This window comes from Gemmatimonadaceae bacterium, assembly GCA_040882285.1.
Lineage (GTDB): Bacteria > Gemmatimonadota > Gemmatimonadetes > Gemmatimonadales > Gemmatimonadaceae > JACDCY01.
In genome coordinates, this window is record JBBEBQ010000005.1 from 172,900 (window position 1) to 186,445 (window position 13,546).

Here is a 13,546-nt window from a genome sequence, read left to right on the forward strand (position 1 = left end):
CGCTCGCAGCTGGAAGCTTCCAGCTGGCCGCTCGCAGCTTGGCTGTTCTAGGTGGTAGTTACTCCGACCAGTCCGACTTGGACGTCCGCTCGAACCCGGAACGCACGTACGGTCGCATCGAGTCGAAGTCGCGGTCACGATCCTTCCAGCCCTTGCGCAGATCGGTCTCGACCTCGTCGTAGCTGCGGCCGCGGTAGCTCGGGTTGCGCCCGGCCACGTGCCCCAGGCCGTAGCCCGTGCGCGCGGTGTTCCAGTCGGCGTCGCTCAGGCTATTCTCGTCGAAGTGCGAGCGATAGTACGGCTCGTGATCGCCGAAGTCCTCGGCCGCGCGTCCCACCTTCTCGCCGGCCCACCAGCCGCCCAGCGCACCGGCGACACCGCCGATGATCGTTCCGATCGGGCCCGCGACCGAGCCGATTCCGGCCCCTGCAAGCGCTCCGCCGATTCCGCCTACGCCTTCACCGGCCTGCTCCCCGATGCCGGGGTTCTTGTCGCGCGCGTCATTTGAGATGTCTGTGCGGTCTGCCACGATAGCCTCCGTGTTTTGTGAATGAGAATTACTGCTGATCTCATTTGCATAGACCGTTCCGGCGTGCGGTGATTCGCACGATTGGTTGAACTGCCAAATAGAACTGCCAGGCTGCGAGCTGCCAGCGGGTAGCTGCCAGCTTCGAGCTTTAGAACTGCCACATAGAAATGCCAAGCGGCGAGCTGCCAGCGGGAAGCTGCCAGCTTCGAGCCAGGCTGGAAACGATTATGGGGCTCGAGAATTGATCGGGCAGTCGGCGCGTAGCGCGGCGAAGCTCCGACGATGGCGGATTACCGGAAGCTCAAAGTCTGGCAGAAGGCGCACTCGCTTTCGCTCCACGCGCATCGGGCAGCTACGCGCATTCGCGGCCAACACTATGCCGCGTTGCGAAGCCAGATCATCCGCTCGGCGAGCTCAATGCCGACGAACATCGTCGAGGGCCGCGAGCAGAAGACGGATCCCGCTTTCGCCCGATACCTTCGGTTTTCGATCTCATCGGTTTCGGAGCTGGAATACCATCTCTTGGAGGCGAAAGACATCGAGGTCATCAGCGCCAGCGAGCACCACTCGCTATCGAGCGAGGTCGTGGAGGTCCGGATGATGTTGCACGGGCTCATTCGCCGCCTGGAAGGTGGCGAGGAAGATGACGCGCCAAAACCTGAGTCGCCCTAAGCTCGCAGCTGGCAGCTACCCGCTGGCCGCTCGCAGCTTGGCAGTTCTCTGTGGCAGTCAACTACCGATCGGCTATCCGCCTGAGCGCCTGAACCGCGGCCACCGCCTGCGGCGTCGGCATCGCCGCCGGGCCGACGACGTCCATCAACCGGTCGTCGCGCGCGTACAGGTCATTGCCGAAATACAATTGCCCACCGCGCATGTACGTCGTGATGTATGCGATGTAGACCGGGATCTTCCGCGGCAGCTTTACCGTGCGGTCGTCTGGCCCGCGGTTCATCGCTTCATCTATCCTGTCCTGCTCCCAGCCGAGGACGAAGTTGGCCAGCCGGTTCGGCCGCTCGACCCGGATGCAGCCGTGGCTGAAGGCGCGCACGTCTTCCTTGAACAGCTCGCGGTTCGGCGTATCGTGCAGATAAATGGCGAAATCGTTCGGGAACATGAACTTGATCTGGCCGAGCGCGTTGTCGTCGCCCGGGCGCTGCCGGACGCGCGTCTCCCCGCCCGCGGTGTACACCTCCATGTTGTTGGCCGCGAGGTAGCCGGGCCCCTTCGGGAAGATTTCCTTCTCCGCGATGTTGGGCGGCACCAGCCAGTACGGCCGGAATACCACGTACTCCATCGAGTCGGAGAACACCGGCGTCGCGCGGTCCTCATACTCCTGCCCGACGATGACCTTCATCTCGAGCACGATCTTGCCGCCGTCGTACGCCTCCAGGCGGAACGCGGGAACGTTGACGAAGATGTAGCGCGAGCCCAATGAGCGCGGCAGCCAGCGATACCGCTCCATGTTCGCCGCGATCTGCGCGAGCCGGTACTGCGCCGGCTTGTTGAGCGCTTCGAGCGTCTCGCCGCCGAGCACGCTGTCCACGACGATCGTGCTCCGGGCCTGGAACTGCGCCACGGCAGCCGCGAGCGCGCGGTCGTACGTCGCGGCGGGCGCAGCTACCGGGCGGCTGCCGGTGTCGCCGGGAGCAGCCGCGGCGATCTCGAATCCCTGGGCCGTGAGCCGCGCGCGCAGCGCGGTCGCAACGGCGGGGCTGATCCGTTCGCCCGGCTTCACCGATTCGGTGAGCGGCACGCGCGGCCATCCGCCGGCCAGCACGAGCTTGCGGTACCTGTCGAGCTCGACGCGAAGTCCCTGGTAGTCCGTGTCCTGCGGCCGCATCGTCGCGAGCGACCGGTCGAGCGCGTCGATTCGCAGGCCGCGCGCGAGCGCGCTGTCCACGTTCTCTTCCCGCGGATCCACGAACCAGCTCTTTGAGACCGTCTTCGGGTTGATCTGGCCGGTGAGCAGGTCCTCGCCGAGGGCGGCGTACGACGCCGTGAGCATCACGTCGGCTTCGGCGAGCTGCTCGGCCGTCGGATTCCGGTTGCCCTTCACGGCCGCGAGCGCGGCGGCGAGGCGCGGGATCGGGTAATCGTCGATCCGCATCGCGTCGGAGTGGACGGCCAGAATCGCGTCGGTCAGCGCGCGCGTGCGCGCGTCGTGCAGCCCTTTCGGCGTCAGCCAGAGCGGCTTGGTGCCGTAGGCCTTGTACAGCGCCTTGGTGTGGGACCACTGCTCGCGGTCGATAGTGCGCGGCGCGGTCTCGGCGAGCTTCGTCTCCATCGCGGCCACGATCGCCGTGGCGGGGACTTCATTGACGGACTTGAGCTGCTCCGGAGCCCAGGCCCTGGCTGTCTCGGCCTCGGTGTCGGCTTCGCCGCGAGAGCAGGCCGCAACGGCGAGGAGCGCCGCGAGCGCGAGGAGTCGTATCGTGCGGGCATCTGATTGAGTTGAAGTCATGCCGTCTCCATAGGCGAAATGCGGGCCAGCGCGGTACTGCCTACGAGCGTGATTTTCCGCTGTTGCGGCCGCCCTTGCGCATCGGCTCGTGGTTTTCCGGCTTGCCGTGGCCGCCACCGCCCGGCTTCTCGCCGCCACCATGGATCTTGTTGACCGTTGCCCAGGCGCGGCGCTCGGCCTCGTCAGGGGGCACGCCACGGTCCTCGTAGCCCTCCTCAATGTGCTCGGCCTTCCGTTTCTGCTTATCGGTGTACTTGGATTTGTCTCCCTGCGGCATCGCTCCTCCAGTAGAGTTCCGTCCGGAAAGGTTGCAGATGTCATACCGCTTGCGCGGGAAGAGGCCGGAGTCCGCGCCACCTTGTTTGAATCCCGGTAGCTCCGCTAATTAGGGCATGATGCTGAATTTGAGGAGTCGAGCGCGGACTTTGCTTGTGGCCGGACGGACATGTCTCGTGCTCTTGACGGCCGGCGCCTGCGGTGGCGACGGTCCGACTGAGCCGGTGGAGGCTGGCGGCTCGATGAGCTTCAGCTATTCCGGGGCTGAATCCGGCTCCTTCTCCGTGACCGGACCTACGAAGCCGTACCAGGACGGGGTCGTTGCTCAGAGATTGCCGGATCCGCTTAATGTCGTGCGCGTCGTCGGGATCCGGATGCGAAGCGCGACGAACGCCGACTTTCTCGAGCTGCTCCTGCCGAACGTTACGACGCCTCGAACGATTGCGCTGGGCGGGGAGTGCGGCTCCACGATAACCGACTGTCCGATCGCCGCCTTCGGGAGAGACGTGTCAGTCGCCCTTGGTATGCCGGATCCTGGATCGGCTGAAGGATTTTTCGTATTCAACAGCGGCACCGTAATCGTGACTTTGGTGACCTCCAGTCGAATCGCCGGCACGTTCGAGGGCACTGCCGCGAGTCTCACGCTCGGGGGTGTACCGCGCGAAGTGACGATCACGGACGGAAAATTCGACATGCAGCTCGTGCCTTTCGGGGAGGTCCCCTGACGGCCGCGGTGGATGATGAGGCGAAATCGCCCAAACCGCTCGAGGGCGCGCGCGTGTTGATAGTGGAAGACAACGCGCCGATGCGCACGGCCATGGTCCGTTTTCTCGAGAGCGCCGGCTGTGAGGTGCTCGAGGCAGGAACGCCGAGCGAAGCGTTGACCAAGGCACGCGAAGACATGGGTCGCATCGACGTCGCTCTGGTAGACCTCATTCTTCCCGAGATGAGCGGCCCGGAGTGCAGCGACCTCCTGAGGGAAGACCGCCCCGACCTCGCAATCGCCTACATGTCGGGATACGCCGAAAGGGTGAGCGAAGGGTTTCCTGAAGACGATACCCCGGTTCTGCTGACGAAACCTTTCGCGCGCGAGGAGCTCGTCGGGACGATCCGGAGTCTGCTGAGTCGCTGACAGAAAAGCCGAAGCACGTTACGCGCCAATGAAAAAGAGCGCCTTGGTCGTGCTCTTCCTTGCAATCGCAGCGATCGGAGCGGCCTTCGCCGCGGCGATCGTCACGGAACGCGTGCCGTCGTGGAGCGCGTGGGTCATGGCCGTCGCGACGTCCTTCGCCATGGTCGCCACGATGGCGCTCGGCGCAGCCCGGACGGGGCAGCCGCTCGGCGGACTCCGCCGCCTCCTCATCCCGTTCGGAGCCGTCCTGCTGATCATGCTCGGCGCTTTTGCGGCGGCGCTGCTTCTCCCGGCCGCCGCGGAGCCGCTACTGCTGGGGCTGCCCCGGCGCGCCGCGATCGTGCTGTACGGCGTGGGCGTACTGCCGGTGCTCATTCTTCCAATCGTGTACGCGCTCACGTTCGACGAGCTGACGCTCACTGAAGAAGACATCGAGCGCGTGCGCAAAGCGGCGAGCCGAGCGGAGACGGAGAAGTGAGAGTGCTCGCATTGCTGCAGACCGCCGCGCTGCCCGAGGTCAGGCAGCCCGTGATCGTTGCGGTCGCGATCGTGTACTTCAGCGTGGTCGCCGCGATCGGCGTGTGGTCCGCGCGCCGCACGCGTACCGCGAAGGACTTCTTCGTCGCGGGGCGCAGGATCGGGCCCGTTCCGCTCGCGCTCGCCGCGATGGCCGCGACCGTGTCCGGGTTCGCGTTCATCGGCGGACCGGGATTCGTGTACGGCTCGGGTGTCGGCGCGCTGTACCTGGTGCTGTCCGCGTCCATCACGACATCCATGGGCGCTTGGGTGCTGGCGAAGCGGTTGCGGATGCTTGGCGAGGTTCGCGGACTGATCACCATCCCCGATGCCATCGGCGCGCGCTACCGCTCGCCGTCGGCGCAGGGGCTGGCGGGCATCGCGATCATCATCGCGGTCGTCGGGTACATGGCGACCAACATCCTCGCGCTGGGGCTCGTGATAGATGCGGTGTTCAGCGTCGGCCTCACCACGGGGATCTGGCTCGGCATGGCGATCACGCTGGCGTATTCGGTCGCCGGCGGGATTCTCGCCGGCGTGTACACCGACGTGTTTCAGGGAACGCTGATGGCGCTCGCGTCGGTGCTCGTGTTTCTCTTCGCGCTCCAGGCCGGCGGCGCGGGCGACGGGCTCGCGGGGATCGCCCGCACCGTGACCGCGGCGGATCCGGAGTTCTTCGGGCCGTGGGGGAAGCTCACCCCGGTGGCGGCGCTGTCGCTGTTCTTCGTGTTCGGGCTCGGCTCGCTCGCGCAGCCGCACGTGGTGCACAAGTTCTACATGCTGCGTGACGCGCGGCAGCTAAAGTGGTATCCGCTGCTGATGTCCGTGGCGCTGATCATGACGCTGCTGCTGTATTTCGCCGTGGGTGTCGCGATGAAGTCGCTGGTCGTCCAGGGGCAGATTCCGCCGCTCGCGAGAGCGGACGACGCCACTCCTCTGTTTCTGATCCAGTTCACGCCGGTGCTGCTCGCCGCGCTCGTGTTCTCGGGCGTGGCCGCCGCGATCATGAGCACCGTCAATTCGTTCATGAGCATCGGAGCCGCTGCCGTCACGCACGACATTCCGAAAGCGATCGGGCGGAGCGTCTCGAACGAGCTGCTGTGGGGGCGCGTGTTCACCGTGGTAATCGCAGTTCTCGCCGCGGCGTTGGCGCAGCTGTCGGGGACCCTCGTCGCGTTTCTCGGAATCTTCGGCTGGGGGCTGTTCGCGTCCACACTCGTGCCGTCGCTCGCGATCGGCCTCAACTGGCCGGGCGCGACGCGCGAAGGCGCCATCGCGTCCATCGCGACGGGGCTCACGATCACGCTCGTGTTCGAGACGCTCGCATACTTCAAGGCGTACTCGTTCCCCGCCGGAGTCAGCGTGTCGGGGCTCGCGCTGGTGCTCTCGTTCCTCGTGTTCTTCAGCGTGTCATGGCTCACGCGTGGAGGAGCGGGCGCAGCGATCGATCCGGACGTGCGGATGGTGATGGACCTTTGATGAAGCGAGCACGATCCGGATAGCGGGCGATCGGGCTTTGATCTATCCTCCCCCGCCATGACCGTTGAAAAAGACTACGTCCTCGGCACGCACGACGAGGAGATCGAGCGGCTCGGACTCCAGCACCGGGTGTGGCGGCCGAAGGCGACCGACGCATGGCAGCGCGCCGGCTTCACCGTTGGCCAGACGCTGCTGGACGTCGGGTGCGGACCCGGGTACGCAACCCTCGATCTCGCGGAGATCGTCGGACCGGCCGGCCGGGTGGTCGGCGTGGATCGCTCGCGCCGTTTTCTGAGCTATCTCGAGAGCCAGCGAGAGCTGCGCGGCATCGGCCACGTCGAGACCGTGGAGATGGACCTGGACGATGCGCGGCTGGCCGAGCGGCTGCCGGCGGGTATTGACGGCGCCTGGTGCCGATGGGTGTACGCCTTCGTGCAGGATCCGAAAGCGCTGCTGGCGCGCGTCGCGGGCGCGCTGCGGCCCGGCGGCGTCATGGTCATCCACGAGTACTTCGACTACTCGACGTGGCGCCTCATCCCCCCTTCGCCCGCGCAGGAGCTGTTCGTTGGGAAGGTCATGGAGACGTGGCGCGCGACGGGAGGCGAGGTCGAGATTGGAACGTCCATCCCGGGCTGGCTCGGCGAGCTGGATTTCTCGATCGAGAGCGTGCAGCCGCTGATCGAGATAGTGGGCCCGCGCGATTACTTCTGGGAATGGCCGAAGGCTTTCATGGACGTGGGAGTCGAGCGGATGCGCGAGCTAGGCTCGCTAACACCGCAGGAAGCCGATGGCGTGCGCCGAGCGTTGGCCGACGCGGAGCGCGACCCTCGATCGCTGATGGTAACGCCGGGCGTGATCGAGATAATCGCGCGGCGATGAAAAAAAAGAGCCCGACGGCCGATGCGCGGCCGCCGGGCTTTCCTTTCGATCAAATCGGGACGGCGGGATTTGAACCCGCGGCCCCCTGAACCCCATTCAGGTGCGCTACCGGGCTGCGCCACGTCCCGTCCGCCGCTTACGCGGACAGACCCTAAACATACACCGACACGGTCCTCCGCTCAATCATGCGATCGCGGACTGAGGACCCTTGCGGCCTCAGGACTAATTACAATCACGGATCGGCGATTAAGTGAGGATTGCGGACCGAGGCATTCGGCAGGTCTCCCGACTGTTCCGCTCATCCTTAGTCCTCGGTCCTCGATTAATCGTGGATCCGCGATGGCCGTTAGTCCTGAGGCCGCAAAGTCATCAGTCCGAAGTCGTGTCGATCGAGTCCACCAGTTGCGTTATGTACGTCTCGAAATCGTCGTGCATGATTTTCGACGACGGGCTCCGGACCATCTTGCGGAACGACTCCTCCCGGGCGAGCTGCCCCATGCGCCTCCTCCAGGAATTGAAGTACTCGTCGGAGAGCTGCTCCTGGTGATGCGCGTACCAGGCGATCTCGAACAGCGACAGCTGCATCAGATTGAGAAAATATTCCCGGATCTCGCGCTCCGAATGCAGATGCTCGACGTCGTGGGCGTGCACCGCCGCGAGCGACGGATCCTGCACCCTCAGATAGCGAAGGTTGTACTGCAGCTCGACGAGCTTGGAGAAGTTGGCCACGAGCTGCGCCTTGCGCGTGCTGCGGAACTGAACGGCGGCGTAAATGAGACCGCCGGCGATCGCCAGGGAAGACAGCGCTTGCAGCGTGATCTGGAGCAGCAGGATGTTCTGGGGCATCGGGCGGAGAGATCGAGTCAGGTCAGACGGAGCCGCTCACTGGACCTACCAAGAGCGTGCGATACAGCACGTACAGCGCGACGGCGATGAGGAGATACGCGAACAGCTGCTTGAGCTTCGCTTGCGGCACGCGGCGCGACCAGAAGGAGCCCGCGACCGTCCCGACCGCGGCGAGTGCGGTGAACGTGCCCACCAGCGGCCAGTCGATCTCCGTGTGCCCCAGATATCCGGCGAAGCCGCTGAGCGCGTTCAGCGCGATGATCACGAGCGACGTGCCCACGGCGACGCGCATCGGCAGGCCGGCGATCAGCACCAGCGCCGGGACGATTATGAATCCGCCGCCGACCCCGATGATCGCGGTGAGCACGCCCACCCCGAGACCCTGAAGCACCAGCAGCAGCGCGGCGCGCGCGTCGACATGCGGCACGGCCGCGGTCGCGCTCTCGGCCGGACCGCGCCGGGCGTTGCGGATCATGAGCGTGGCGGAAATCAGCAGCACGACGGCGAACCCGATGAGCTGCGCCCTGCCCGGGATGTACAGCGCGAGCCGGGCGCCGAAGTAAGCGCCGACCATTGCCGCGGGACCGAAGATCGCCGCGACCCGGAACGATACGAACTTCCCGCGGAGGTGCGACAGCACGGCGACGAGCGCGGTCGCGCCGACGACGCCGAGGCTCATCGCAATCGCCGGCTTCGCCCCGACGCCCAGCACATACACGAAAATCGGGACCGTCAGCACCGAGCCGCCGGCGCCGAGCAGTCCCAGAGAAATTCCGACTACGACCGCGAGTACGCCCGCGAGTATCGTCACGCGGGCAACCGACCGGCGTTCCGGCGCGTTGCCAGGCTCAGGCTCCCGCTGGCACCGCTCCGCCGTGAAGCTTCCGCGCCAGGTGGCTCTCGACGAACATCAGCCCCTGCTCGCCGGCGCGCCGGATCATCCGCAACAGCTCGTCCATGCTGGACACTTCCTCGAGCTGCTCGTTGACGAACCACTCGAGAAAGTTGCGCGTCAGGTGCTCGTTCTGCTTGATGGCGAGATCCATCAGGTCGTTGATCTGCTTCGTGACCTTCAGCTCCCAGTCCAGGGCGAGCTGCACCACTTCCTCCGCCGACTTGAAGCCGGCCCTCGGCGCCGGGACCGATGGGATCTTCAGCGGCGCGTCGGCATCCACGATATACTGGACGATCTTCATCGCGTGCGCGCGCTCTTCGTCGGCCTGGAGCTGGAAATGGTGCGCCAGCTCCGGCAGCCCTTCCTGTTTGAAGTAGGCAGAGATGGCTACGTACTGCAAGGATGCGCCGAACTCGTGCCCCACCTGTGCATTCAGCGCGTCCGCTGTTTCTTTGCTGATCATCATGGCTCGATGGGTTGAGGTTAGTACGCTGCCAAAGTTAGCTGGTTCGGCCCGCTTTTGGGCGATCCGCGCGGTCGCCTGCGCGGCCGCGCTGTCGCCCGCCGTCGGCTGCACGGACCGCTCCGGTCTCGCGGTCGCGGAAGGGGCCAATCCGACGCCGCCCCTGACCCCGCTCATCGGCGCGGCCGTGCTTGTCGGAGCCGGCGACATAGCCGGGTGCAGGTCGAGCGGCGACGAGGCCACCGCCGCGCTGCTGGACAGCATCCCGGGCACGGTATTCACGGCGGGCGACAATGTGTACCCCAACGGCAGAATGGAGGAATACCGGCGGTGCTATGAGCCGTCGTGGGGCCGCCACCGCGGCCGGACGTACCCAGCGCCCGGCAACCACGACTGGCGCACCCGGAACGGCGCGCCGTACTTCGAGTATTTCGGGGCGCGGGCCGGCCCCCCGGGACTGGGCTACTACAGCTTTCGGATCGACGAGTGGTTGATACTGATTCTCAACAGCAACATCGACCTCGGCCCGCGCTCGCCGCAGCGGGCCTGGCTGGACGCGCAGCTCGCGGCCGACACCAACCGGTGCGAGATCGTGATCACCCACCATCCGCGGTTCAGCTCAGGCACCCATGGGACGTCGTGGCGAATGGCAGCCGCGTGGGACGTGCTGTACAAGCACGGGGTCGAGCTGGCCATCGGCGGCCACGATCACAGCTACGAGCGCTTCGCGCCGATGACTCCCGCGGGCGCGCGCGACGACGCGCGGGGAGTCCGCCAGTTCGTCGTGGGCACGGGTGGCTACAAGCCGTCCACCCGGCGAAGAACGCCGACACGCAACAGCCAGATCCGCAGCTCCGCGAGCGGAGTGCTCAAGCTCTCGCTCGGCGAAGGCGTTTACCAATGGGAGTTCGTGCCCGTGGCGGGACAGAACTTCAGGGATTGGGGCGAGGGACGGTGCAGATAGTGGCAGCTAGCAGCTAGCAGCTAGCAGCGAGCAGCGAGCAGCGAGCAGCGAGCAGCGAGAAGCGAGCAGCGAGAAGAAACACCAGGACGATTATTCGTACGGCTCGAGATGCACGAGCACCGAGTCCACGCGCGGCACGGCGGCGCGGATCGCGCTCTTCACCATCCCGCCGACGATGTGCGCGTCACGAATCGACAGCGACGGCTCGGTTTGGACGTGCAGCGTTACGCGGTAGGTCATTCCCGTTCTGCTCACCGCGAGCTTCTCCGTGGCGAGCACGCCGGGAACGCCCTCCGCCGCGCGACGGACCGGCTCGACGATGTCGGCACCGGGCATGCGGTCCATGAGATCGCGCATCGCCGAGCGCAACATGACCACGCCGTTGTACGCGATGATGCCAGTGGCGAGCAGCGCGGCCCAGTCGTCGGCCGACTCCCAGCCCTCGCCGCCCCAGACGGCAACAGTAATTCCGACGAACGCGGCCGCCGAGGTGATCGTATCGCTCAGATGGTGCGACGCGTCGGCCTCCACCGCCCTGCTGCCGATGTCCACTCCCACCGCGCGCACGCGGCGCGCGAGCACGAGCTTCGTCACGATTACGGCCACGAGAACCGCCAGCGTCCACGGCGCGGGAGTGTTGTGCGGCGCGCGTATCTCGCTCACCGCCTGGTACGCGATGCCGATGGCGGCGCCGAGCAGCATGAGCGAGACCACCGCCGCCGCGAGCGCTTCGGCCTTGCCGTAGCCGAACGGATAATCGTCGTCCGGCTCCCGGCCGGAGACGTGCAGCCCGCCCCACACGACGAGCGACGAGAAGATGTCCGCCGTGGATTCGACCGCGTCGGCGATCAGGGCGTACGTATTTCCGACGACACCCGCGACCAGCTTGGTCACCGCCAGCACGGCGTTCACCAGCACGCCGAACTGCGCCGACCTGATGCCCCTGCTCACCTGCGTCATGGGCACTGCGCGTTTCGCCCGGGGATCAGCCCGATCGCAGCAGGTCCGCGAACTCCCGCGGGAGGCCGGCGTCCGTGATTGCCCGTGCCGCGCGCTCGATGTCGTATTCCACGCGTATAAACTCCACCACGGGAGCGGGCCCCGCGAGGTCCACCGTGACGTAGCACGCGCGAGGATCCCCGTCCTTGGGCCGCCCGACACTCCCCGCATTCACGAAGTGGATGCCGTCCACCACCCGATGCCACAGCTTGTGCGTGTGGCCGAACGCGAGCACGTCGCCCGCCTTCAATCCCGCGAGCGCCGCCATCTTGCGGCAGAAATCGTCGGGGCGGTCTTCCATCCAGTACACCGTGTTGAGCACCGGCGTGCCGTGCACGAGCGTCAGCGTGGCGCCGCTCGCGTGCCCACCGGAAGGTCGAACGTCGAGGCGGAACGGCAGCTCGGCGAGCAGACGCTTCGTCTCCGGCCGAACGTTCGCCTTGGTCCACTCGAACGAGACGTGCGACAGCCGCTCCTGCTCCGCGTCCTCGTACTTGCAGCCGCAGTGTTTGTAATCGGTCGCGACGGTGGAGTCATAGTTGCCGGCCACGCCCTGAATCCCGCGCTCGCCCAGCAGCGCGACGACCTCGTTGGGCCACGGCGCGTAGCCGACCAGATCGCCGAGGTGGTAGGTGGCTGTGACAGGCCGTGCCCCGTCGATGTGACGGAGCACGGCCTCCAACGCCGGAAGGTTGGCGTGGATGTCCGAGATCAGCGCGTAGCGAGACGTCTTCCTATTCCCGCTACTTGCTCAGCGGCTTCGTCGCCCGCACGAATGCGCTGAGAAACTTCCCGTCGATCTCGCGCGCGACCGCTTCGGCGTTGCTCACCGAGTTCGCCAGGAACGCGGCGGCGTCCTCCGCCTTGTAGATCCGCGTCGGCTCGATGTCGATCTGCTCGAAGCCCGCGGCGCTCAGCAGCGCCTGGTACTCGCTCTCCTCGAGCGCGCCCGCCACGCAGCCGATCCACAGCTCCATGCTCCGCTTCACTTCCGCGGGCACCGGGCCGCGCACTACTACGTCGGACACGGCGAACCGCCCGCCGGGCTTGAGCACCCTGAACGCCTCGCGCAGGACGCGCGCCTTGTCGGCCGAGAGGTTGATCACGCAGTTCGAGATGATGACGTCCACGGACGCATCGGGCAGCGGGATGTTCTCGATCTCGCCCTTGAGGAACTCGACGTTCCCGGCGCCGGCGCGGCGCTTGTTCTCGTTGGCGAGCGCCAGCATCTCGTCGGTCATGTCGAGGCCGTACACCTTGCCCGTCGGGCCCACGCGCCTGGCCGACAGCAGCACGTCGATCCCGCCGCCGGAGCCGAGGTCGAGCACGGTCTCGCCTTCGTTCAGCTGAGCGAGCGCGGTCGGGTTGCCGCAGCCGAGCGACGCCAGCAGCGCCTCGGCGGGCACGCCGGCCTGCTCGCCCTCGTCGTACAGGTTGGAGGTGATGGGGTCGTACGACTCCGTGCTGGAGCCGCAGCACGCGCTCGAGCAGCAGCCGGCGTCGTCGCTGGCGGTGCCCTCGGCGACGGCCTTGGCTACACTGCCGTACTTGTCCTTTACTTCCTGCTTCAGGTCTGCAGGCATGGTAGCGTTCGTCATTCGAATCTCCGAAAGAAATATGTGACTAGTGACTAGTGACTGGTGACTAGGAACTGCAAACTGCCCCTCGCTGCTAGCTGCTAGCTGCTAGCCTGCCAGCTGTCGTACAGCATTCCACCTTTAACCGGCGCCTCGGCTTGAGCGCGGCCAGGAACTGGCCCGCTTCCTCGATGGCGTCGGGGTTGAGGGAGTAGTGGACCCACCGGCCGTCACGCCGGTCGCTGATCAGCCCCGCGTCCTTCAGCACGCGGAGGTGGAACGAGAGGCGCGGCTGCGCCGCGTCCAGCGCGTCGGCCAGCTCGCAAACGCACCGATCGCCCCGCGTAAGGCGCATCACGATGCCCAGCCTGGTGGAGTCCGACAGCGCGTGAAACCACTGCGCTGCCCGATCGGTGTTGCCTGCGGTCGCGGTTGCCATGGACCAATGATATATCAAGTTTTGTTGATATGTCAAGAGCGCCGTCGGACCGTGTCCAGAGACCGGGAAGGCGCAGAAGCGGCAGGGCCCC

Annotated in this window: 17 protein-coding genes and 1 tRNA gene; 7 read left to right on the forward strand and 11 right to left on the reverse strand. The window is 66.3% G+C overall.

Features of this window, described 5'->3' with window-relative positions:
- Positions 1-58: 58 nt before the first annotated feature.
- Positions 59-529 (reverse strand): hypothetical protein, encoded by a 471-nt coding sequence (locus WEA80_01530; GenBank protein MEX1185256.1) that lies wholly within the window; start codon positions 527-529, stop codon positions 59-61.
- Positions 530-811: 282 nt separating this feature from the next.
- On the opposite strand from WEA80_01530, the gene WEA80_01535 reads away from it, so the two are divergent.
- Positions 812-1,201 carry a four helix bundle protein gene (locus tag WEA80_01535; protein MEX1185257.1) on the forward strand — a complete coding sequence of 130 codons (390 nt, stop codon included), beginning with the start codon at positions 812-814 and terminating at the stop codon, positions 1,199-1,201.
- A 61-nt stretch (positions 1,202-1,262) separates the two neighbouring features.
- Here the strand turns inward: WEA80_01535 and WEA80_01540 are convergent, their stop codons facing one another.
- Both WEA80_01540 and WEA80_01545 read right to left on the reverse strand, forming a co-directional pair.
- Positions 1,263-2,990, reverse strand: a complete 1,728-nt coding sequence (locus tag WEA80_01540; protein MEX1185258.1) for a L,D-transpeptidase family protein — start codon at positions 2,988-2,990, stop codon at positions 1,263-1,265.
- Between the two features lie 40 nt (positions 2,991-3,030).
- Positions 3,031-3,267, reverse strand: a complete 237-nt coding sequence (locus WEA80_01545) for a hypothetical protein (protein ID MEX1185259.1) — start codon at positions 3,265-3,267, stop codon at positions 3,031-3,033.
- Positions 3,268-3,442: 175 nt separating this feature from the next.
- Here WEA80_01545 and WEA80_01550 point away from each other — a divergent pair, with 175 nt between their 5' ends.
- From WEA80_01550 to WEA80_01570, 5 genes are read left to right on the forward strand one after another with little or no spacing between them, the layout of a single operon-like run.
- Complete coding sequence (locus WEA80_01550) at positions 3,443-3,991, forward strand: hypothetical protein (GenBank protein ID MEX1185260.1); 549 nt, start codon at positions 3,443-3,445, stop codon at positions 3,989-3,991.
- An 8-nt stretch (positions 3,992-3,999) separates the two neighbouring features.
- Positions 4,000-4,398: a response regulator gene (locus WEA80_01555; GenBank protein MEX1185261.1), complete on the forward strand. Its 399-nt coding sequence runs from the start codon at positions 4,000-4,002 to the stop codon at positions 4,396-4,398.
- A 28-nt stretch (positions 4,399-4,426) separates the two neighbouring features.
- Positions 4,427-4,876 (forward strand): hypothetical protein, encoded by a 450-nt coding sequence (locus tag WEA80_01560; protein ID MEX1185262.1) that lies wholly within the window; start codon positions 4,427-4,429, stop codon positions 4,874-4,876.
- Positions 4,877-4,878: 2 nt separating this feature from the next.
- A complete protein-coding gene (locus WEA80_01565) occupies positions 4,879-6,393 on the forward strand; it encodes a hypothetical protein (GenBank protein MEX1185263.1) in 1,515 nt (504 codons plus the stop codon).
- 57 nt (positions 6,394-6,450) lie between these two features.
- Positions 6,451-7,272: a methyltransferase domain-containing protein gene (locus tag WEA80_01570; protein ID MEX1185264.1), complete on the forward strand. Its 822-nt coding sequence runs from the start codon at positions 6,451-6,453 to the stop codon at positions 7,270-7,272.
- 54 nt (positions 7,273-7,326) lie between these two features.
- Here WEA80_01570 and WEA80_01575 read toward each other — a convergent pair.
- The 4 genes from WEA80_01575 to WEA80_01590 all read right to left on the reverse strand — a co-directional run bounded on the left by WEA80_01575 (position 7,327) and on the right by WEA80_01590 (position 9,476).
- Positions 7,327-7,400: transfer RNA gene (locus tag WEA80_01575), tRNA-Pro, on the reverse strand.
- A 241-nt stretch (positions 7,401-7,641) separates the two neighbouring features.
- A complete protein-coding gene (locus WEA80_01580; GenBank protein MEX1185265.1) occupies positions 7,642-8,118 on the reverse strand; it encodes a hypothetical protein in 477 nt (158 codons plus the stop codon).
- Between the two features lie 22 nt (positions 8,119-8,140).
- Complete coding sequence (locus WEA80_01585) at positions 8,141-8,929, reverse strand: sulfite exporter TauE/SafE family protein (GenBank protein MEX1185266.1); 789 nt, start codon at positions 8,927-8,929, stop codon at positions 8,141-8,143.
- A gap of 37 nt (positions 8,930-8,966) precedes the next feature.
- Positions 8,967-9,476, reverse strand: coding sequence for a ferritin (locus WEA80_01590; protein ID MEX1185267.1), 510 nt, complete (start codon positions 9,474-9,476; stop codon positions 8,967-8,969).
- Position 9,477: 1 nt separating this feature from the next.
- Here WEA80_01590 and WEA80_01595 point away from each other — a divergent pair, with 1 nt between their 5' ends.
- On the forward strand, positions 9,478-10,440 hold the full coding sequence (locus tag WEA80_01595) for a metallophosphoesterase (protein ID MEX1185268.1): 963 nt from the start codon (positions 9,478-9,480) through the stop codon (positions 10,438-10,440).
- A gap of 90 nt (positions 10,441-10,530) precedes the next feature.
- Here the strand turns inward: WEA80_01595 and WEA80_01600 are convergent, their stop codons facing one another.
- The 4 genes from WEA80_01600 to WEA80_01615 form a co-directional block, all read right to left on the reverse strand.
- Positions 10,531-11,400, reverse strand: a complete 870-nt coding sequence (locus WEA80_01600) for a cation diffusion facilitator family transporter (GenBank protein ID MEX1185269.1) — start codon at positions 11,398-11,400, stop codon at positions 10,531-10,533.
- 25 nt (positions 11,401-11,425) lie between these two features.
- Positions 11,426-12,154, reverse strand: a complete 729-nt coding sequence (locus tag WEA80_01605; protein ID MEX1185270.1) for a metallophosphoesterase family protein — start codon at positions 12,152-12,154, stop codon at positions 11,426-11,428.
- A gap of 28 nt (positions 12,155-12,182) precedes the next feature.
- On the reverse strand, positions 12,183-13,037 hold the full coding sequence (locus WEA80_01610) for an arsenite methyltransferase (protein MEX1185271.1): 855 nt from the start codon (positions 13,035-13,037) through the stop codon (positions 12,183-12,185).
- Positions 13,038-13,110: 73 nt separating this feature from the next.
- A complete protein-coding gene (locus WEA80_01615; protein ID MEX1185272.1) occupies positions 13,111-13,455 on the reverse strand; it encodes a metalloregulator ArsR/SmtB family transcription factor in 345 nt (114 codons plus the stop codon).
- Positions 13,456-13,546 lie beyond the last annotated feature (91 nt).

Excerpts from the sequence above, each read along its gene's own strand:
- WEA80_01590 (MEX1185267.1), bottom strand. The coding sequence starts at position 9,476 with ATGATCAGCAAAGAAACAGCGGACGCGCTGAATGCACAGGTGGGGCAC.
- WEA80_01560 (MEX1185262.1), top strand. The coding sequence starts at position 4,427 with ATGAAAAAGAGCGCCTTGGTCGTGCTCTTCCTTGCAATCGCAGCGATC.
- WEA80_01610 (MEX1185271.1), bottom strand. The coding sequence starts at position 13,037 with ATGACGAACGCTACCATGCCTGCAGACCTGAAGCAGGAAGTAAAGGAC.
- WEA80_01615 (MEX1185272.1), bottom strand. The coding sequence starts at position 13,455 with ATGGCAACCGCGACCGCAGGCAACACCGATCGGGCAGCGCAGTGGTTT.
- WEA80_01570 (MEX1185264.1), top strand. The coding sequence starts at position 6,451 with ATGACCGTTGAAAAAGACTACGTCCTCGGCACGCACGACGAGGAGATC.
- WEA80_01600 (MEX1185269.1), bottom strand. The coding sequence starts at position 11,400 with ATGACGCAGGTGAGCAGGGGCATCAGGTCGGCGCAGTTCGGCGTGCTG.
- WEA80_01545 (MEX1185259.1), bottom strand. The coding sequence starts at position 3,267 with ATGCCGCAGGGAGACAAATCCAAGTACACCGATAAGCAGAAACGGAAG.
- WEA80_01535 (MEX1185257.1), top strand. The coding sequence starts at position 812 with ATGGCGGATTACCGGAAGCTCAAAGTCTGGCAGAAGGCGCACTCGCTT.
- WEA80_01580 (MEX1185265.1), bottom strand. The coding sequence starts at position 8,118 with ATGCCCCAGAACATCCTGCTGCTCCAGATCACGCTGCAAGCGCTGTCT.
- WEA80_01595 (MEX1185268.1), top strand. The coding sequence starts at position 9,478 with ATGGCTCGATGGGTTGAGGTTAGTACGCTGCCAAAGTTAGCTGGTTCG.
- WEA80_01540 (MEX1185258.1), bottom strand. The coding sequence starts at position 2,990 with ATGACTTCAACTCAATCAGATGCCCGCACGATACGACTCCTCGCGCTC.